Genomic DNA, 19,528 nt, shown 5'->3' on the forward strand with positions numbered 1-19,528 from the left:
TGGGGCGTAATCGTGCTCGCGCGTGATGTGAATGGCGTCACGCGAAAGGATGTTCATATCCAAATGGATGGTTCCCTCCGAGTCTAGATATGTACGACGTCACTGGCAATCAACATGTCTGACTATCATGTTGAATAAACAGGTTATGTGACGACGTATTCTTTCGGTCTTGCAAGTTTCTTCTTTGCGGCTTTTTTGCATTTGATGGCTGACAGGGAAACACATGCGACGGGCAGGTATATTCTTTCAACCAAAGGAACGGCGGAGCATCACGATCTTGCGGCGTGTCGTCGTGATAGTTGTGTTTGTTATTGTTGCGCTCTGGTCGCGGGGAATGTTTGCTGCCCCTCAGGCCGAGGCGGCGATGGAAGCTGCGCGGTCCGTCAGAATATATACCGAAGATTTTGCCCCCTTTAATTACACCACCGATACCGGTTTGACCGGTGCTGGGGCTGATGTGGTCAGGGAGATGGCCCGGCGTCTGGGGCATGACGGAAAATTTGAAATCCTGCCATGGAAGCGGGCCCTGCAAATTGTGGATGACACGCCCGGTACGGCCGTCTTTTCCATGGTGCGAACCGCGGAACGCGAGCCGGAATATAAATGGGTCGGGCCGATTATCGTTACCCGGGGCTGGCTTTATAAAATGACCGACAGCGATATTGATATCCGGGGGCTGGAAGATGCCCGCAAAGTTGCCGCCATCGGTGTGCAGGCGGGTGGTGCCGCCGAACGGATATTGCATGAAAAGGGTTTCAAAAACCTGGCATCCCTTTATACGCCAGGAAACGCGTTGCAGCTTCTGGCAAGTGACCGTATCGACCTTTGGGAAGCATCCGATCTGGTGATGGAACACCAGCGCCGCAAGTTCGAAATCGATCCTTCGGAAATCGAGCCGGTTATCGGCTTGGGAACTTACGAGCTTTATCTGGCATTCTCGCCGCAAACGCCTGATTTCGTTGTTGCGCCGTGGCAAAGGGTGCTTGATGAATTGCGAGGCGACGGCACGTTTGCCGAGATTGGCCGGAAATATGGCGTGATAATCCCCAGCGAAGAGGCCGAAGTGCTTTCGGATGGCGATATCAACCTTATGACACGTTGACCGCGGCAGAACTTGAACTGAACCCCTCTGCGCCATTTTACGAAACGTATCACGGCAATACACCCCGATATATCTTGCGGGGGCTTGCGGGTATCTTGTGATCGGATTATGCCATTTGGCATCATGAATGATCATACAAAAACACCAAAGCAGCCGTCGTATGGGCTTGGAACCTTTTTATGGATCCTGGCACCCGTGGTGCTTGCTTTTTCGCTTAGCCAGTTTTTCCGTTCCGCGCAGGCATTGCTGGCGGAATCGCTTCGGATCGAAATTTCAACCTCGCCCGAGGAACTTGGCCTGATATCTGGCAGCTTCCATTTTGCCTTTGCCCTGATGCAAATTCCGGTCGGTGTGATGCTGGACCGGTACGGTCCGCGTTTGACCAATGGGGTGATGATGATCATCACCGTTGCCGGTGTGCTGATTTTTGCCAATGCGCATAGTGTGGCCGGGTTGATGATCGGGCAGGCGGTGATTGGTCTTGGCTGTTCAGCGGCCTTTATGGCGGCACTTGTACTGGCATCGCGGTGGGTGGCGCCGGAAAAGTTTGCTGCGACCTCCGGGCTGATCGTGGCCTTCAGCCTGCTGGGCGTTCTGGCATCGGCAACACCCTTGGCGGCCCTGATCGAGCTGCGCGGCTGGCGCGAGGTTTATTATGGTCTCGCCGTGCTCAGCGCACTTTCAGTCGTCCTGACCTTCACCATGGTGCGCGATGCCCCGCCAAACCACAGCTTCCATTCCCGCAAGGGCGAAACCGTGACCGAGGCCTTGCGCGGCATGGTTTCTGTCTGGAAGAACCGGCAGGTCTGGTTTCTGGTCGGTGTCGCCTTTTTCAGCTATCCGGCGATCCTGACGGTGCGCGGGCTTTGGGGCGGGCCGTACCTGCATGATGTTTTCCATCTCGGGGCGGTGGATGTCGGCAACGTCCTTCTGGTGATGACGATCGGCATGATCATCGGACCGCCCGCGTATGGGCAGCTTTCGCGTCTGATGGGCGGGGCAGCGCATCCGCTGATCGTCTTTGCCGTTCTGATTGCGGCTGTGCTGTGCCTGTTGCAGGCGCTGCTGGGGACGACGGCCCTTTGGCTGGCGGCGGTCCTGATGGTTGCGCACGGGCTTCTGGGGAGCTGTGCAACGCTGAACTATGCCGCATCGCGCGCGGCTGTGCCCGAACATCTGATTGGCCGTGCCCTGACCACGGTCAATCTGGCGACCTTTGGCGGACTGTTTGTCCTTCAGGGGATAGCCGGTGTGATCATTGGCCGGTTTGAGCCGGGCGCAACGGAAGGTTATCGTGTCATGTTTGCCTTCCTTGGTATCTGTCTTGCGATTGCCGGAACGGCCTTCTGGATGGGAACGCGCAAGCGGGCGAATTGATTTCAAGCGTTTTTGTGCCGGATGTCTTTGCGGTTGTCGTGGCGGGTATGCGTTCGCATATATGTTGAACAGGGATATTGAAGGATCGGGCTATGATCCTTGAGGTTAAACAGGATGCTTGGATTTCCCGGCTTTTGGCGTGTTATCGCCCTATTTAAGGTGGGGGATTAAAAAAAACGTCACAGCGGCGAAAAACGCGCTTGACCTTACCCGACCCAATCGCTAAAAACCGGCCTCGTTAACGCGCTGCGTCCCCTTCGTCTAGAGGCCTAGGACACTGCCCTTTCACGGCGGCAACAGGGGTTCGAATCCCCTAGGGGACGCCACTCGTTAACACGGACTGCATTTTGGTGACTGTGTCCCCTTCGTCTAGAGGCCTAGGACACTGCCCTTTCACGGCGGCAACAGGGGTTCGAATCCCCTAGGGGACGCCACCAAAGCAGACCATACATAAGATCGCACCGCGATATGCGTCCCCTTCGTCTAGAGGCCTAGGACACTGCCCTTTCACGGCGGCAACAGGGGTTCGAATCCCCTAGGGGACGCCATCTTCTTCCAAAAAGATTATCCTGATTGCAATGCTCGTTCGGTTCATGACGGGCATTTTTCGTTTTTAGCCAATCAAGCAACTGAAACGCTAAAACCCGAAACGATGCTGGCGCGATGTTTTTTTATGCAGGCGATACCGCCGTGTCAGGCTTTCGCGCAATTGTTCCGCCGTCGGCCGCGGGATTTGCGGGATCAGGCGGGCCGGGGGCAGGGTGCTTTCGCCGTTATCCTCGGTCAGTTCGACGGGTGCGGTTTCTTCGGCTTCGCCAAACAGATCGGCAGGGTCGGCTGTATCAGCCGGAAAAAGATCGGCAACGCCAACACCCAACAGGCGATAACGCGTGCCATCAACTTCCTTTTTCAAAAGCGTCAGGGCGGTTTCAAGGATCAGATCCTCGCGCAATGTCGGGTAGGTCAGGCGCATGTTGCGCGTCCGCGTTTTGAAATCGGCTGATTTCAGTTTTAGGACAACGGTATGGCCCGCGATTTCCTTGCGTGCGAGGTCACTGGCAACACGTGCCGTCAGGCGTTTGGCGATATCGACCAGTTCATCGAGGTCGGAAATGTCTTCGTTAAACGTGGTTTCCGATGACAGGCTTTTACGTTCGCTGCTTTGTTCGACCCGGCGATTGTCCTGCCCGCGAGAAAAATGGAAGAACCGTTTGCCAATGCTGCCGTAACGGCCCTGCAAGGCATGTATATCAAGTTCCTGCATCTGTCCGATGGTGGTGATGCCATCGTCGCGCAGCTTGCGCTCCATCGCCGGTCCAACGCCCCACATCATGCGTACCGGTTTATCGGCAAGGAACGATACGGCTTCTGCCGCGCCGATCATTGAAAAACCGAACGGTTTATTGAGGTCTGATGCGATCTTGGCCAGAAACTTGTTGTAGGAAAGCCCGATGGAAACCGTGATGCCGACATCGCGCCGGATTTGCGCCTGAAGTTCGATCAGGCATTCGGCGGCTGTTTTGCCATGCGCTTCTTGCGCGTTGGTCAGATCAAGAAACGCCTCGTCAATTGAAAGCGGTTCAATGTCCGGGGTTATGGCACGCATCATGTCACGTACCCGGTATCCCTCGCGTTGATATTTCGCCATGTCGGGTTTCAGGAAAACGCCATTCGGACATAATTCCCGCGCCTTGAAGGCGGGCATCGCGGATCGCACGCCGAATTTGCGTGCAACATAACAACAGGTGGAAACAACCCCGCGATGTCCGCCGCCAATGATGACGGGCTGATCAATCAGTTCAGGCCGGTCGCGCTTTTCGATAGAGGCATAAAAGGCATCGCAATCCAGATGGCCGATCAGAAGATCGGGCAACTCCGCATGCGCAATCCCGCGTTTTCCCCCACAGACCGGGCAGGGTACATAGGCCCCTTGGCCGCTTTTGGCAAGCGGACGGTCTGCGTGGAAGCGCCATTTGTGATGGCAATCGGGGCAAAGCGCATAGATCATGCCTATTTGTACCGCTTTTGTTCCTGTTCTGCCAAGAGGAGAAACACGGGACAGAGCGGTCAGGTGACAGGAATTGTCAGGATCAGCGTTTCTGGGCGGCGGCCGCGCGTTTGGCCCGGCGCTGGCGGGCGATCATATTGTCGATATAGCGACCCTGGAACAGGGTAATCCCCAGCGATTGGCCGAATTTGATTGCGGTCGGACTGTCGCAACGACACAGGATCACGCGCTCCCGACCAGAGTTTTTCACAAGATTGTCCATTTCGGAGTATTTCTTGCGGATGACGTTGTCGGTCATTTCTTCGCGCCAGGCGACCTTGATGAAATCGGCCTTAAGGCTTTTGCGATCAACAAACGATAGGGCTTCAACAGTCAGGTTGTCGATCAAAACGCGATAGCCGCGTTCATGGAATTCATCGCGCAGCCGCAAATAGGTTTCGAGGTTCGAAAACAGATCAACCTGATTAAGCTCAAGGATCACATTGCCGGGCCATTTTTTGCGGACAACTTCATCAAAGCGCTCGAAGTCACGGGATGTCAGTGTTTCGAGATTAAGGTTGATCGAGAACGAAGTGGCATGTGTCTTGAAAGTCCGCTTGCACAGATAGTTCAGCATGCGTTTATCAAGTACTTCGGTCATGTGCTGGAACAGCCAGCGATTTGATGCGAGGTCTATATTGGGCATTATCGCGTTGCGAAGATCGGCGATCGAGACAAAAAACTCGTCGAAAACCGGATGCAGTTCCTTCGACCCGGCACGGGCAAAGACGCAAACCGGTTGTTGACGGATATGTTCGGACAGGTCGGCGGAATGAATGGTGTCTTCGAGCTGTGCCAGATTTTCCGCATTGATCGGGCTTAGTGCATCAATCGGTTTTTGCACCGGACGCAGGTTGTTGCTTTGCTGCAGTTTTTTGGCGCGTTCATCAAGGTGCTGGCAAAGAAGCAGGAATTCCTGAAATTCCGTATTCAGGTTGTACCATGTGCAAAAACCGGTTTCTTCGCTTTCGTCCTGGGATAGCGGATCATCGCGAAAAAGATAGCGCAGGGTATCTACAGCCGGCTCGACATCGGCAATCGATTTGTCTTTCCAAATGAACAGAAGGTCGTTGTTGCTCAGTACGAAAATACGGCCGACATAAAGCTTTACATAGCTTTCGAAAGTATTGGTCGCGACGCGAATATGATAGTCTCGCCGGTGGAAGGGTTTAAGCCGTGACAAATGAATATGAACAGCGCGGTGCCCGAATTTACGGGTTTCCAGGCGCTGGACATAGTCAAGCATCAGGTATTCCTGAAGGGCCTGTTGGCCATATTGTTTCGGCTCAATCAATATTCTTCCCCGACAGAGACAGGATTAATTCCTGATATTGTGAATTCATACAATGGTATGGAACCATCTATCAAACCATATTGTCCCTGAATGCCGCGTTAACAGGGGGCACCCGGCATATAGTATCTTTTTACAAATTATATTTTGGACATGTCCTATCGCATAGTTTCCGGGTTTGGAAAATGCTTTTAACGAATTGTTCGCAGCCATCGGGCAGACTGGACCACAATCAGGGAAAAGATTGATCTGTGCGCCTTGGACTTGACGACAGGCTGCGAAACATGCTCCCTGAATTGTCTTTAATAATAGGGGGTTGGCACCATGAAGGTATCCGCAATGCGGACCGGAGACTGGCTGAGGATCGGCGGCAGAAGCCTTGCCGTTATCGGCATGGTTTCATGGGTGTCTGGCTGTGCGCCACTGCTTGATCAGGATTTCTGGGACGAGGCAACGTCGTTTACCGATGAAAATTACACCGCCAATGGATTGCAACAGTTGGCGACCGGTGATTATGCGTCGGCCGAAAAATTCTTTGACGAGGCGCTGCGCAAGAATCCCCAGGACGGACATGCACTTTTGTGGCGGTCCGTTTTGTACCAGAACACCAACCGGGCGGATCGGGCACGTGATGGCTATGATACGCTGATTGCGATGAACCCGCCCGGAACGGTCTTGATGACAACCGCCAGCGGGACGCAACCGCGCCCGTTGCGGGATGCTGCCGAATTCAATCTCATGCGTCTGCAGCGTGGCCTTCCAGGTTCGCTTAGCATCAACGACCAGATTGCCACTGCACCGGCCGGACTTGGCACCGCAACCCAACCAATGGTCGCGCAATCAAATGCTTTGGCTGCAACGCCGATGGTTGCGGGCGCAGGGGCACGCGTGCGCACGGCAGATATGCCTGCTGGTGCGGCATTAAGCGCCGGTGACGAGGCCATTGCAAAACGGTTTGCGACGATGCGTGATTTGCAGGCCGCAGGTCTTGTCACACCAGAAGAATATTCGGCTCGCCGTTCGGCCAATTTGGGTGCACTTCTGCCAATGAGCCAGCCGGCACCGTCGGCCTTTCTGGATAACCCGCCCCCCGACAGCGCACAGGTCGAGCAGCGTTTGAACCAGCTGAACCGTGCGCTTCAGATTGGTGCCATCACGGTGCAGGAACATGTTAACGAGCGCACGACAATTCTTGATGCACTTCTGCCTGCGCAGCCACGCCAGCGTGCAACACCGCCCCCGGCGCCACAGGGGTTGATGGATGCCGCCCGCCAGATCGCGCGGATCGAGGATTTGTCGCAGATGAAACTGGTAACGCCCGATGAATTCAAGCGCGAGCGCGATGCCATCGAGGCCGCAATAGTTGAACCGGCGCAGGCAAATGTTACGACGCTGAGCTCCGGTGAACCGGTTCGTCGTGTTGCGACGGGTGAAAGTCGCGCGGTCCAGTCCGGCGGCGAGATGGCGGCTGCACCGAAGGCGGCAAGTTCGTTAGCTGCAACCGCAGGCGGCAAAAGCGTGCATCTGGCATCTTATCGCAGTCAGGCACAGGCTGAACGCGGCTGGCAAATTCTGACGCAACGCTATACCCAGCTTGCATCGCTTCAGCATGGTGTGACACAGGCAACCATTCCGGGCAAGGGCACCTATTTCCGACTGATGGCAACCGGGCTTAGCGATAGTTCCGCCAGTTCGATTTGTGCAGAACTGAAACGTAGCGGGCAGTTCTGCGAGGTTAAATAACCATACTTTGAAGGCCGGATGTTTATGGCAGCATATTACCCGGCCTTTGATCTGAACCGGCTATTTACTGCCGGTTTTCCGATTGACCGGACATCCGACATGATCCTGATTTTCAGCGATTTTGGTGTAACGGGCCCTTATAGTGGGGCCATGCGCGCGGTTGTTCATCGCGAGGCGCCTGATGTAACGGTTTGCGATCTGATGGTGGATGCACCGGATCGCAATCCCAAGGCTTCGGCGTATCTTCTGGCGGCACTCTCACGCGAATTTCATCCCGGCGACGTTGTTCTTTGTGTTGTTGATCCCGGTGTTGGCAGCCAACGGCGCGGCCTTGTTGTTGAATGTGACGGTGTATTATTTGTCGGGCCGGATAACGGGTTATTTGAGATCCTGATCCGGCGGGCCGGGAAATGTCGTGTCAAAGTTATCAACTGGTATCCTGCTAACGCATCGGCCAGCTTTCACGGACGCGATATTTTTGCCCCGGTCGCCTGTATGATTGCGAAGGGCGAGCCGGTCGCGCTAGCCGATATTGATCCAGCACAGCGCTATGTTCCTGCACAGAGCTGGCCTGACGAACTTTCGGAAATCATTTATGTCGACACATACGGTAACCTGATGACTGGGCTTGTTGCCGCACCGGGCTGGCAGAATCGTAACCTGTCGCTTCTTATTAACGGGCAGCTACTTTCGCCCGCACGGACGTTTTCAGATGTTGAACTTGGACATGGATTTCATTATCGCAATTCAATCGGGCTTTGCGAAATTGCCGTGAATTGCGGTCGGGCGGATCAGGTTTTCGGCGCAGAGATTGGTACAGCGGTTTTCATCAGAGATTAGAAATAGAACGAGGACAATTGGCTTGTCCGAAATGAGTGTTATATTTCAACCTGATTGATGCATTCCAGCTGGCGATGGCCGCAGATAGATGTGAAGGGCAGTGAATGGCAATTGACGTCAAGTTCTGGGGAGTTCGCGGAAGCATTGCCTGTCCGTCGCCCGATCATGTTGTTTATGGCGGCAATACCAGCTGTGTCGAAATGCGGATCGGAGATCAGACACTGATCTTTGATGCGGGTACCGGTATTCGAAACCTTGGCAAGGATCTGATCCGGCGCAAGGTCACAGAGGCCAGCATTTATCTGACTCACACCCACTGGGATCATATCAATGGCTTTCCCTTCTTTGTCCCGGCTTATAATCCGGTCGCACGGTTCCATGTTCTGGCAGGGCACCTGACGGAGCAGGGCGGGGTTGAGCGCGTGTTTTCGGCCCAGATGGCTGACCCGACATTTCCGGTACCGTTATCGGCAATGAAGTCAAAGCTGACATTCGAAGATTTTCCGGTTGGCTCTGTCCTTAACCCGGCCGACGGGATTGTGATACGGACAGCACCATTGCGCCACCCGAATGGTGCTACAGCTTATCGGGTCGAATATGCTGGCAAGTCGGTTTGCTATGTTACCGATACCGAACATGTCCCCGATCAACCTGATGAGGTGATCCTGGACTTTATCCAGAATGCCGATCTGGTGATCTATGACAGTACTTACACCGACGAAGAGTTTCCGGCCAAAGTCGGGTGGGGGCATTCAACCTGGCAGGAAGGTGTTCGGCTATGCCGTGCGGCAAATGCCAAACGCCTTGCCCTTTTCCATCATGATCCCGATCACAATGATGGGGCAATGACCGTGATCGAGCAAAAAGCACGTTCCCAATGGTCAAATACCTTTGCCGCGCGCGATGAAATGGTTGTTGTGATCGAATAGGGGAAGCTTGGCCACAAACGGTCAGAAGACGCGCGAATATTTCGGGAATACGCGGATATCAATGCGCCGGTTTGCTTCGCGGTTTTCCTCGATCGGATTGCCGTCGTCATCACGGTTTGGCAATTTCGGCTTGGTATCGCCATAGGAAATTGCCCGCATGCGATCACTTTCAGGATCAACCCCGACGGCGGTTAGAAAACGGACAACGGCAATGGCCCGCCCGGCTGCCAGTTCCCAGTTTGACGGGAAGCGTGGTGTGCTAATCGGGCTGTCATCGGTATGCCCGGTGACCTCGATCTGAAAGCCAAGGTATCGGGGTTCCTTTAAAAGATCACCGACATCCTTCAGGAAAAGTACGGCATCCTGTGTCAGATTGGCCGAACCGGGATGAAAGAATGAACCGCCGCCAAGTTCCATCAGGATACCTTCATCATCTGTCGAAACATTGACAGCACTGTCCATAGACATATTGAAGACGACATCCTTCAGGTCGGTTTCAAGGACCTGGGTCGGGCGCACAATATCGCGCTTGCCGATCTGTTCTGCGATACCGGACTGGACCTTTTCAAACAGCGGAATTTCAACTTTTGAAAAGCTGACCAGCATGACAAAGAATGCCATCAGAAGCGTGATTGCGTCCGCATAGGTCGCCATCCAGTCTTCGTCGACCGGTTCGTCCTTGCGTTGCCCCATGGGTGACTTGCGCCGGGCCATCATGGCCTCCTGTCTTCAAAAATATCTTGCCGCTGCTATTTGGCAGACTTGTCGATATTGAAATGGATTGCCGGATCAAGGAACGAATTCATTTTGTCCTGGATCGCGCGCGGTCCCTTGCGATCAGCCAGCATGATCAGGCCTTCTGCAATCAGATAATTGCGAAACCGCATGATTTCTTCACGCTGCTGGATTTTGCTGGCGGCCGGCATGAAAAAGAACCGGGCGGCAACGATCCCGTAAAGCGTCGTGATCAGCGCAATCGCAAGACCCGCACCAAGCTGTGTTGGGTCGTCAGCCATTTTATCAAGCATGATCACCAGACCAACCAATGTCCCGATCATGCCAAATGCCGGTGCGGCACCTGCCATGTTTTTCAGGATGGAAACCGGCACCAGATTACGGTTGAACGCGTTTTCAATCGCATTATGAAGCATTTCGGCGGTTTCATCACCGTTATATCCGGTGATCACGACTTCCATCGCCCAACCCAGGAACGGCTCATCCTTGCCGACACGCTGTGCTTCCTGTTCCAGCGCGTTGATGCCTTTTTTCTGAAGCAGATAGCCCCATTTGACCACGCGGCCGACTTCGCCGGTCAGTTGGCCACGGCCCATTTGCGGTGCCCGAAAGATTTTAAAGATAAGTTTCAGCGCGAGCAGAACATAGCGCGCTTCATAGGCAATAAAGGTCGCTGCCAATGTGCCGCCGATAACCATCAACGCACTCGACAGGCTTATGAAAACAAAATAGTTGTCGGTCGAAATGAAAATTGAGCCAATGAATAGCCCCAGTCCGACCATAATCCCCAAAATTGTCGTAAACGACATCGTTTTTTATTTTCTCCAAGCGTGAACCGCTCGAATACCCCCAACCCATTTAGAACTTTAAAGAGTTGAACCTCTTTTTTTTACAGAATAGACATATAAGCCGTTGCCGTCAGGTTAAAATTCGTGCCAAGCCGTTCACGGAAGCCATATTTTTTCATAACATGCTGTAACCATTTAATTTTGTCCTTCCTGCAGTCATTACAAGGTGCAAAAAACACAAACCCCGCAACCGTACGGGACGGCGCGGGGTGTATGGCTTGGATTGAAGTGTATTTTGTGTTCAGGCTGACCGGATACTGATCAGGAAACTATCGACTTCACTGCGAAGTTCGGTTGATAGCTGGCCGAGTTCCTCGGCAACTTTGAGAACCTGATGTGCGGCCTTATCGGTTTCCGCAACCGTATCGCTGACGCGTTCGATATTGCTGCTGACTTCCTGTGTGCCGATGGCAGCCTGTTCGACATTTTGTGCGATTTCCCCCGTGGCGTCAGCCTGTTCTCGTACCGCATCGGAAATCGTGTTGGTGATGTTGGTAATGCGGGAAATAACATCGGAAATATCGTCCATCGACTGGACTGTTTTGCCGGTTTCTTCCTGAATTGCCAGAATCTGTTCGGAAATTTCACTGGTGGCACGGGCCGTCTGGTTGGCAAGGTTTTTGACCTCTGCGGCGACTACGGCAAACCCTTTGCCTGCTTCGCCCGCGCGGGCGGCCTCGATGGTTGCGTTCAGCGCCAAAAGGTTGGTCTGACCGGCAATGTCGCTGATCAGTTCGACAATCTCGCCAATACGACCGGCGACTTCGGAAAGACCGGCAACGGTTTTACTGGAAGCTTCGGCTTCGCGGGATGCCTCGGCGGTGATTTCGGTTGAATGGTGTGCTTGGTCACCGATCTGGGTGATGGAATGAGACAGATGTTCAGCTGCATCGGCCACTGTGCGGACATTAACGGTGGCTTCTTCGGATGCGGCGGCAACTGTGGTGGCACTCTTGCTGGCCAGATCGGCGGCCCCCACGAGTGCACGGGCCGTGCTTTGCATGCGATCTGCCGAAGTCGAAACTGAACCGACAATATTGGCAATCACGCTTTCGAAACCACCGATATGCTTTTCAAGCGTCTGCATGCGTTCTTCGCGTTTGCGTGACGCAGCTTCCTGTTCGGCTTCCATACGTTTTTTGGCAATCGCATTGGTCCGGAACACATCAACCGATTGAGCCATGCGACCAATTTCGTCTTTGCGGTCCAGATCATGGATGACGAGATCGGTTTTGCCGTCGGCAAGCTCTGTCATGACCGAGCCCAGCTTGCTGAGTGGCTCGGTCACGATTTTGGAAAGTAGCAACCGCATACCAAAGATGGTGGCAATCGCAATCGCGATACCGCCAATCACAATGCTGATCAGGATCTGATTGGTTTTTGCCTGTTCGGGCGCGACCGAAAGGCTTGATGACAGAACGGCAATCACGTCGCCTTTTTCAGCTTCCATGGCACCGTGGCAGCTAAAACAAACCTCTCGCTCGGCACCCTTGGTCACGCCCAGAACAATCGGCATAGACAGGCGATAGGTCCCGTCGTCAGTATAGCGACCGATGGTTTCACCGGTTTCAATTGCCTCCTGATCAATGGCATCGCGCGGTGTTTTGAGGTCCTTGTCACCATATTCCTTCATGTAGGCCATCGTCGTTGGCCCCCAGGCAGACCACAGCTCGCCGGGGTAATCCAGATTGCGGCTTTCAAACCAGTTATTGAAAACATCGATCCCGATGTCATCCGAGTCATCGGGGCGGGCGGCCATGACATTGACAATCAGCGCGTGAAGCGATGTCAGTTCGTTCTGGCTGAGCTGATGAAGCTTGGCATCCATTGCCTTTTCTTCGGCAAACATCATCATGGCAAGTGCGATGATCACGGTTGACGTCACGCCGAAGGCCGACGCCCACATAAAGCGTTTGCGAATGCCCATGGCATTGAAAGCCGATAACAACTTCATCACTGATCCCCGATCGGATAATGCGAATGCATGCATGACGGACCACCGACGACCTGTTGATCTGTCGCCGATCCGTATCAAACTGTCCCGCACGGAGCATCGGGGTATGTGGCTTACGGGTCTTTGATTTGTCTCAAGTGACCGCGGGCAAGGGCAGGTTTATTCGGATAGGTTGCTGTCTGATCGTATAGGTTCTGGTGCGGAGCGAAACCTTGTCACAGGCCGCAGGGCAGGGCATAACGGGCAGCCGATCTTGTCAGAACAGGAAAACATCATGAGCATTTCATTTTCGGACGCGCAGAAAAAGCTCGAACAGATCACAGCCGAGATGCTGGAATTGATCCGCAAATACGGGCTGGATGCTGAAAGTCCGTTTGATGTGATCCCGGTTGCACGCGCCAAAATCGACAACCAGCAGGACTATGTCCGGTTTCTCGAACTGTCTATCGAAGGCCGTATTTACGGCGAATATGCCGATGCGCTTAAAAAGAAAATGGACGAAGAAATCCGCCAGGCCGACGCCAACAAAAAGATGCATTGAGACGATCCCGGTATCTGCGAAATGGCGGATTTTTTCAGTCAGCCAAAATATTGTTTTATAGACACTTTCGCCGATTAAGGCGGGGTGTCACAAAATATTCCCGATCTTGTCACCGTCCTGCCGTTGAGACGCGGCCTTTAGGGGATTATATCGCTGCTTGACGATGCGCTGGGTTAACCGGGCGTTGTTATTCCGAAGGGGATTGTCATTCGGAACATCACGAGCAACAGGATGGCTGACATGAACAAAAGTTATGTCCAGACCTTGATGGAAGTCGAAAAAGTATTTGGTCAGATCAATGATCATGATTACCGCCTTTACCGTGCAGTATGGGGTAACCGGCAGGCAGCCGGGACTGGTTTGCCGCGCGGAACGCGTGCTGAAATCAGCAAGAAACTTGCCAACGACTTTGTTGCAGCCAACGGTGCTGTAATGCACCGAAGCGCGGCACACGCGGCCTAGTCACCACTGCGGTATTTGCCGCCAATATTCCGGAACGCTTGATTTCAAACCGCCATCTGGTGTTAAAGATGGCGGTTTTGTTTTTCAGGTTAACCTCGACCGGAGTTCTCCCATGTCGATCAAATCGCTGATCCGTACCATTCCCGATTACCCGAAAAAGGGAATCATGTTTCGCGATATCACAACACTGTTTGCCGATGCAGACGGCTTGCGCGATGTGGTCGACGGTTTTGCCGCCGAATTCCAGGATAAAAAGATCGACGTGATTGCCGGCATCGAGGCGCGCGGCTTTATCATTGGTCCGGCCGTGGCGGTCGCCCTTGGTGTCGGTTTTGTTCCGATCCGCAAACGCGGCAAACTTCCGGCCGAGACCATCGAAGTCGAATATGAACTTGAATATGGCTCGGACGTGATCGAAATGCACACCGATGCAATCAAGCCCGGTCAGCGCGTTCTGGTGATGGATGACCTGATTGCGACGGGTGGTACGGCGCTTGCCGCGATTGATCTGATTGAAAAGGCGGGGGGCGAGGTTGCCGGTTGTGCCTTCATCATCGATCTTCCCGATATCGGCGGGGCGCAAAAAATCCGTGATCGTGGTGTCGATGTCTTCCATCAGGTCGAATTTGAAGGCGATTGATGCCTCAAAACCGGTTCTGAACCTTGAAAAATGACGATTCTTGTCTCTTTTGGGTCGTAATTGGGATATAATCTTACAGTTGAATGATGCTGTAACATGTTCCGGTTTCGGCTGGAGAGAGGAAAATGGTCGTACCTGCCGTCAATAACCAGTCCGTAAGCCAAGTCAGCCAGTATGGCAGACTTGCAGCCGCTGGTGCGCGCGGTATGGCGACGGTTGACCGCAATGCCCAGGTTCAGGCACCCAGCGAACATTACACCTATGACCCCGATAATGACGGTATCCTGTTCAATGCCTATATCGATGGCAAGGGCAGCAGAAATTCCGGTCAGGGCAGCGCAGGTGAGCAGAAAGACCAGCGCGCGGAGCAAAGCCGTTTTTCCGCCGCCCGTCGTGCCAGTGACCGCGAAGGGGCGATTTCGTCTGAAAGCGATATCGATTTCGCAAGTTTCCTTGATCCGGAAATCCCGTTTGATCTGAGTGTGAATAGCGGCACCTCGTTCTATGCGGTTGTGAACGCCGTCGTGCATGGGGCTGGTGTTCGCGGTACGCGGGTGGACGCCTATATCTGATATGCCGGGCGACAGGCCCGAGCCTTCTTCAAAATTGAAAACATTCTTTACCGGTCCTTGTTGTCCCATCCTTGCGGCATTATGATCACGGCTTGATCATGCGTTTCCATTGCTGGATCTGATATGCAGAACAAGCCGGTCCTCAATTCCGTTTTCGAAGCCGTTTTTCGCCTGATTGATCATGCGCTGAACGATAACGAATATCTGCAACCGCAAAAGCTTCATCGTCTGCTGTATCTTGCACAGGCCTATTACGGTGCGAATTATCATGGTCGGATGTTGATGCCCGCCGTGTTTGTTGCTGACGATATCGGTCCGATTGAACCCAATGTTTATGCAGTGATGGAAGAAAGCCGTCCGGACGTGCGGCTTAAATCGGTTGATCCCAAAACGCAGCATTTCATTGAAAGCATCTGGTCGCAGTTCGGCCATCACTCGGTCGAACATCTCAGCGAAACCGTGCGCAATCATCCACCTTATCTTGATGCCTATAAACAGGCACCGGGGACGTTGATCCCGTTTCAGGTGATGGTCGATTTTTATGCCTCTGTCCGTAAAAGTGCCACTACGCCCGAGGCAAAGGAAGTTGTCCGCCCGCGCGTCATGCGGTCGCACAAGGGTAAGCCGGTCGCGACCACTGACTGGTTGCCCCGCCGTATTAAATAACCGATCAAATCGTCACGATTGCAGATGATTATTGGCCGATATTCATGTCTTCGCACGGATCGGTGCGTGGCAGATCATTGGTAAACCACATGAAATCCGCAATATCTTCCGATCCCATCCGCAGGGCATAATCATTCACCCCCGGAAGGTTTTCGCCCGGATCGTCGGCCTCGACCAGGATGACGACAGCAATGTCATTATCGGGCAAATCTGGTGAATAACGACGCAGGTGATAGGGCACGGCGATATCGTCGCGCACATGCATGGCACCGGCAATCAGGAATGCGCCGTCGATATTTTTGTCGGCATCTGCATCGATCATTGCACGTGCGAGCGACGCATCGCGGGCAAACTGCACAAGCGAGAAAGCGGGCAGTTGCGATTTGGGCAGCATGTTGCAGTGACCCTCGGCAATTTCCTGATCAAAGCGCGCGGCAATGCCATCGGGCAGGGGCGGTAATGCAAGCTTTTCTGCAAGCTCTGTCGGCAGGGCGCTGATACCTTCGCTGATCATGGGGCGCAGGACATTCTGGGGCAGGTTGCCAGCAACCATAGATAACCCGTTTTCCCGGGCTGCCTCGGCAATCGGGGCATAGTCGTGCCAGGAAGGCCAGCCGCTTTCTCCCCAATTCATTTCACTGCCGAGTTCATCGGGGGATACAGTCTGCCACGCCTGATCAAGGCTTTCCTGCTGGTCGCGATTAAACATTTCCCAGACAACCGCGCGCTTGGTGTTTTCGCGTTTGCTTAGCGCGCGGACCAATTGGGCCTGATGATGATGGTGGATCGGGTTGTCATGTTTTTCACCAATCAGGACAAAACGGGTCCCGGCAAGGCGCGAAACCATGTCGTCAAACATGACATAGCGCTGCCCGGCCATATCAAAAATCAGTCCGGGGGCCGGTGGCAGGGCATCGGCATCGGGAATATCACGAATGCTTGCCGGTTGGCTTGGCCCGGTGGCTTGTGCCTGTGCCGACCGAACTGGAAATTCCGTCGCCGCGATCATTGCCGTTACGACAAGACACAGTGAAAATGACTGTTTGAAACAATATCGTGTGCGGGCACGAAACGCAGTTTTCATCACGCGTGGAATTTCCAGTCCATTGATTGGCCGATTTAGAACCCGACTTTATTTACTCAAATCCAAGGCGGTTTCAATATCATGGATCAAGTCATTGATATCTTCGATACCAACAGACAAACGCAACAGATCATCGGGCACCGGGCTTGTCGGGCCTTCGACCGACGATCTGTGTTCGATCAGGCTTTCGACCCCGCCAAGTGATGTCGCGCGTTTAAACAGCTTGCACTGATTATGGAAATCCACGGCCCGCGCGCCGCCGCCCTTGACCCGGATCGACATCATGCCGCCAAAGCCGCCATTCATCTGGCGTTTGGCAATGTCGTGGCCGATATGGCTTTCAAGGCCGGGATACTGGACCTGTGCGACTTCGGGGTGGTTTTCGAAATGGCGGGCGATTGCCATTGCATTGATACTGGCCCGTTCGACGCGGATTGACAGGGTGCGCATACCACGCAAAAGAAGCCATGCTTCGAACACGCCCAGAACTCCACCGCCGCCTGCATGCTGCTTGCAGACCCGTTGCCAGAATTCGCTGTCCTTGTTTGCGGTGGTCAGGGTGCCTGCCAGAACGTCGCTATGCCCGTTCAGATATTTGGTGGCCGAATGCATGACGATATCAGCACCCAGTTCAATCGGGCGGGTCAGAAGTGGCGTGGCAACCGTATTATCGACCGCAACAATCGCACCGGCCTTGTGCGCGGCATCGGCAACGGCGGCGATATCGGTGATCTGCCAATCCGGGTTGGCAGGCGTTTCCAGCCAGACCATTTTTGTTTTACCCGGCTTGATATGGCTGACCCAATCGGCTGTGTCGCCATTGTCAACGAAATCAAATGTCAGACCGCCCCGGACACCGCTATCAAGCATGAAACTGCGCAGTGCCCAGTACATCACCTTTGGCGCGACAACATGATCGCCCGGCGACAGTGCATGCAGCAACGCAACCGCGGCGGCCATGCCCGATGCGAAAAGCCGTGTCTGTGCGCCGCCTTCCAGCGCGTCAAGAACCGCACCGGCCTGATCATAGGTCGGGTTGTCGGTCCGGGTATAGCATCGGCCATCGTGATAGCTAAGATCGGTATTGCGTTCGAACGTGGTCGAGGGATAGATCGGCGGGGTGACCGAACGGGTGGTTTCCTCGACCCAGCCCAGTGCCTGGGCCGTGATGGTTGCTGGTTGCTGTTTCTTGTTATCGGCAGACATGGTGGCACCTGATTTTGTTGTCATTTATTGCCACGCAACATAACGTGGAACGCGCCACATCCCAAAACGAAAACAAAAGAACGACCCATTCAAATGCCCCACACACCGAACGCCCCCAAAATTGACCTTCCCGAACAATGCGATGTCGTCGTCATCGGCGGCGGGATTCACGGTTCTTCCAGCGCCTATTACCTTGCTAAGGCGGGCATGAAGGTTGTCCTTCTGGAAAAGGATACCATTGCCTCGCACCAGTCCGGGCGTGCATGGGGTTTTGTTCGCCAGCAGGGCCGCGATCCGGTTGAATTGCCCCTGATGATCGAATGCAACCGTATCTGGCAGGGCCTTGAAAAGGAACTGGACGCTGATTTGGAGTGGCGGCAGGGCGGGGTCATGTTTGTTGCCCGCGATGATGCGGAAATGGGCGAATTTGAACAATGGATCGAAGACGCCAAAGGATTTGATATCGAAACGCAGGTGCTTGATCCCAAGGGTGTCGCCCGGATCGCGCCGGGCATCACGCGGCCCGGTGTCGGCGGGATTTATACGCCCTCTGACGGGCAGGCGGAGCCCAAAAAGGCCGCCCCTGCCATCGCAAAACGTGCTGGTGAACTTGGTGCTGTCATCGCCGAGGGCTGCGGAGCTATTGGCATTGAAACGAGCGGCGGCGCAATCAGTTCGGTGATATCCGAACGTGGCGAGATCAAATGCAAATATGTCATCTGTGCTGCTGGTGCGGCGACGCATAAATTCGTCGCCAAATTCGGCCGTCGCCTGCCGCAGCAAACCACGCGCGGTACGGTGATCCGTACAACTCCGGTGCCGGATATTTCGGCCGCCGGAACGCTGGCATCCGGCCTTGCGTTTCGTCAGCGTGCCGATGGTTCGATGAATATCGCCGACGAGTTCATGACCGATCTGGATTTGACATTGGGCCGGTTCAAATATGCCCGCGATTTTGCGCCGGGCCTGTTTGCCAACTGGGCGACCTTCAAATTCCATCTGAACAGGCGGTTCGTTGATGATCTGGTCGATCACCTGCCGGGTTCGGCGGCATCAAAGCAGCCATTGATCGGCCGCCGGGAAAATCAGGCACAGCCATACGAAGTGCGGGTGAAGAACGCGATGGCCAATTTGCAAAAGGTCTTTCCGCAAATCAAACAGGTGGATGTTGTCGACAAGTGGGCTGGCGATATCGACGTCACCCCAGATGCGGTGCCGGTGATTGATCAGTTGGACAATCCAAAACATTTCTTTGTCGCCACCGGTTTTTCCGGTCACGGATTTGCGATGGGGCCGGTTGTCGGCAAGGTGCTGGCGGACTGGATCACAACCGGGCAGCCATCCATTACCCTTGCCGGGATGGAGCTTTCACGGTTTGAGGATGGCACCATTCGCAAGCCACGTACGCGGGTCTGATTTTATCAGGACGAGGAATGACCTAATGTCGGGGCCGTTTAAACGGTCTTGACGCAGGGTATCTCCCGTGCAATT

General features: G+C 54.1%; 18 protein-coding genes and 3 tRNA genes. 14 read left to right on the forward strand and 7 right to left on the reverse strand.

The genetic code is table 11. The features are described 5' to 3' along the window. The first annotated feature begins 334 nt into the window (after nt 1–334). From R1T41_RS16540 to R1T41_RS16560, 5 genes are all read left to right on the forward strand, one after another. Entirely contained in the window at nt 335–1,102 is a 768-nt protein-coding gene (locus R1T41_RS16540; protein ID WP_317337938.1) for a substrate-binding periplasmic protein, read from the forward strand. A gap of 195 nt (nt 1,103–1,297) precedes the next feature. Continuing rightward, a complete protein-coding gene (locus R1T41_RS16545) occupies nt 1,298–2,479 on the forward strand; it encodes an MFS transporter (RefSeq protein ID WP_317337940.1) in 1,182 nt (393 codons plus the stop codon). A gap of 250 nt (nt 2,480–2,729) precedes the next feature. Beyond that, nucleotides 2,730–2,805 (forward strand) — tRNA-Glu (locus R1T41_RS16550). A gap of 32 nt (nt 2,806–2,837) precedes the next feature. Further along, nucleotides 2,838–2,913, forward strand: a tRNA-Glu gene (locus tag R1T41_RS16555). Between the two features lie 38 nt (nt 2,914–2,951). After that, nucleotides 2,952–3,027, forward strand: a tRNA-Glu gene (locus tag R1T41_RS16560). 89 nt (nt 3,028–3,116) lie between these two features. Here the strand turns inward: R1T41_RS16560 and R1T41_RS16565 are convergent. After that, nucleotides 3,117–4,487 (reverse strand): DNA polymerase IV, encoded by a 1,371-nt coding sequence (locus R1T41_RS16565; RefSeq protein ID WP_317337942.1) that lies wholly within the window; start codon nt 4,485–4,487, stop codon nt 3,117–3,119. A gap of 82 nt (nt 4,488–4,569) precedes the next feature. Continuing rightward, a complete protein-coding gene (locus R1T41_RS16570) occupies nt 4,570–5,820 on the reverse strand; it encodes an EAL domain-containing protein (protein WP_062951826.1) in 1,251 nt (416 codons plus the stop codon). Between the two features lie 321 nt (nt 5,821–6,141). On the opposite strand from R1T41_RS16570, the gene R1T41_RS16575 reads away from it, so the two are divergent. The 3 genes from R1T41_RS16575 (at nt 6,142) to R1T41_RS16585 (ending at nt 9,329) form a co-directional block, all read left to right on the forward strand. Next, nucleotides 6,142–7,560 carry a tetratricopeptide repeat protein gene (locus R1T41_RS16575; RefSeq protein WP_317337944.1) on the forward strand — a complete coding sequence of 473 codons (1,419 nt, stop codon included), beginning with the start codon at nt 6,142–6,144 and terminating at the stop codon, nt 7,558–7,560. A 24-nt stretch (nt 7,561–7,584) separates the two neighbouring features. Then, entirely contained in the window at nt 7,585–8,400 is an 816-nt protein-coding gene (locus tag R1T41_RS16580) for an SAM-dependent chlorinase/fluorinase (protein WP_317337946.1), read from the forward strand. A gap of 104 nt (nt 8,401–8,504) precedes the next feature. After that, nucleotides 8,505–9,329 (forward strand): MBL fold metallo-hydrolase, encoded by an 825-nt coding sequence (locus R1T41_RS16585; RefSeq protein ID WP_317337948.1) that lies wholly within the window; start codon nt 8,505–8,507, stop codon nt 9,327–9,329. Between the two features lie 21 nt (nt 9,330–9,350). Here R1T41_RS16585 and R1T41_RS16590 read toward each other — a convergent pair whose 3' ends face one another. From R1T41_RS16590 to R1T41_RS16600, 3 genes are all read right to left on the reverse strand, one after another. Continuing rightward, the gene (locus R1T41_RS16590; protein WP_317337950.1) at nt 9,351–10,046 is read right to left on the reverse strand and encodes a flagellar motor protein MotB; all 696 of its coding nucleotides are present in this window, start codon (nt 10,044–10,046) and stop codon (nt 9,351–9,353) included. Nucleotides 10,047–10,078: 32 nt separating this feature from the next. After that, nucleotides 10,079–10,873, reverse strand: a complete 795-nt coding sequence (locus tag R1T41_RS16595) for a motility protein A (RefSeq protein WP_062951830.1) — start codon at nt 10,871–10,873, stop codon at nt 10,079–10,081. Between the two features lie 280 nt (nt 10,874–11,153). Then, nucleotides 11,154–12,866: a HAMP domain-containing methyl-accepting chemotaxis protein gene (locus tag R1T41_RS16600; protein ID WP_317337952.1), complete on the reverse strand. Its 1,713-nt coding sequence runs from the start codon at nt 12,864–12,866 to the stop codon at nt 11,154–11,156. A 274-nt stretch (nt 12,867–13,140) separates the two neighbouring features. Here R1T41_RS16600 and R1T41_RS16605 point away from each other — a divergent pair, with 274 nt between their 5' ends. From R1T41_RS16605 to R1T41_RS16625, 5 genes are all read left to right on the forward strand, one after another. After that, complete coding sequence (locus tag R1T41_RS16605; protein ID WP_317337954.1) at nt 13,141–13,407, forward strand: hypothetical protein; 267 nt, start codon at nt 13,141–13,143, stop codon at nt 13,405–13,407. A gap of 240 nt (nt 13,408–13,647) precedes the next feature. Next, entirely contained in the window at nt 13,648–13,869 is a 222-nt protein-coding gene (locus tag R1T41_RS16610) for a hypothetical protein (RefSeq protein ID WP_062951832.1), read from the forward strand. 112 nt (nt 13,870–13,981) lie between these two features. After that, the gene (locus R1T41_RS16615; RefSeq protein WP_062951833.1) at nt 13,982–14,509 is read left to right on the forward strand and encodes an adenine phosphoribosyltransferase; all 528 of its coding nucleotides are present in this window, start codon (nt 13,982–13,984) and stop codon (nt 14,507–14,509) included. Between the two features lie 125 nt (nt 14,510–14,634). After that, complete coding sequence (locus tag R1T41_RS16620) at nt 14,635–15,081, forward strand: hypothetical protein (protein WP_062951834.1); 447 nt, start codon at nt 14,635–14,637, stop codon at nt 15,079–15,081. A 123-nt stretch (nt 15,082–15,204) separates the two neighbouring features. Continuing rightward, complete coding sequence (locus R1T41_RS16625) at nt 15,205–15,747, forward strand: Panacea domain-containing protein (protein ID WP_097050475.1); 543 nt, start codon at nt 15,205–15,207, stop codon at nt 15,745–15,747. Between the two features lie 28 nt (nt 15,748–15,775). Here R1T41_RS16625 and R1T41_RS16630 read toward each other — a convergent pair whose 3' ends face one another. After that, a complete protein-coding gene (locus R1T41_RS16630; RefSeq protein ID WP_317337958.1) occupies nt 15,776–16,831 on the reverse strand; it encodes a ChaN family lipoprotein in 1,056 nt (351 codons plus the stop codon). A gap of 48 nt (nt 16,832–16,879) precedes the next feature. Then, complete coding sequence (locus R1T41_RS16635) at nt 16,880–18,061, reverse strand: aminotransferase class I/II-fold pyridoxal phosphate-dependent enzyme (RefSeq protein WP_317337959.1); 1,182 nt, start codon at nt 18,059–18,061, stop codon at nt 16,880–16,882. 69 nt (nt 18,062–18,130) lie between these two features. Between R1T41_RS16635 and R1T41_RS16640 the strand changes: the two genes are divergently transcribed. Then, nucleotides 18,131–19,453 carry an FAD-binding oxidoreductase gene (locus R1T41_RS16640; protein WP_317337960.1) on the forward strand — a complete coding sequence of 441 codons (1,323 nt, stop codon included), beginning with the start codon at nt 18,131–18,133 and terminating at the stop codon, nt 19,451–19,453. The last annotated feature ends 75 nt before the right edge of the window (nt 19,454–19,528 follow it).

It is taken from the genome of Thalassospira lucentensis (assembly GCF_032921865.1).
Taxonomy (GTDB): Bacteria; Pseudomonadota; Alphaproteobacteria; order Rhodospirillales; family Thalassospiraceae; genus Thalassospira; species Thalassospira lucentensis_A.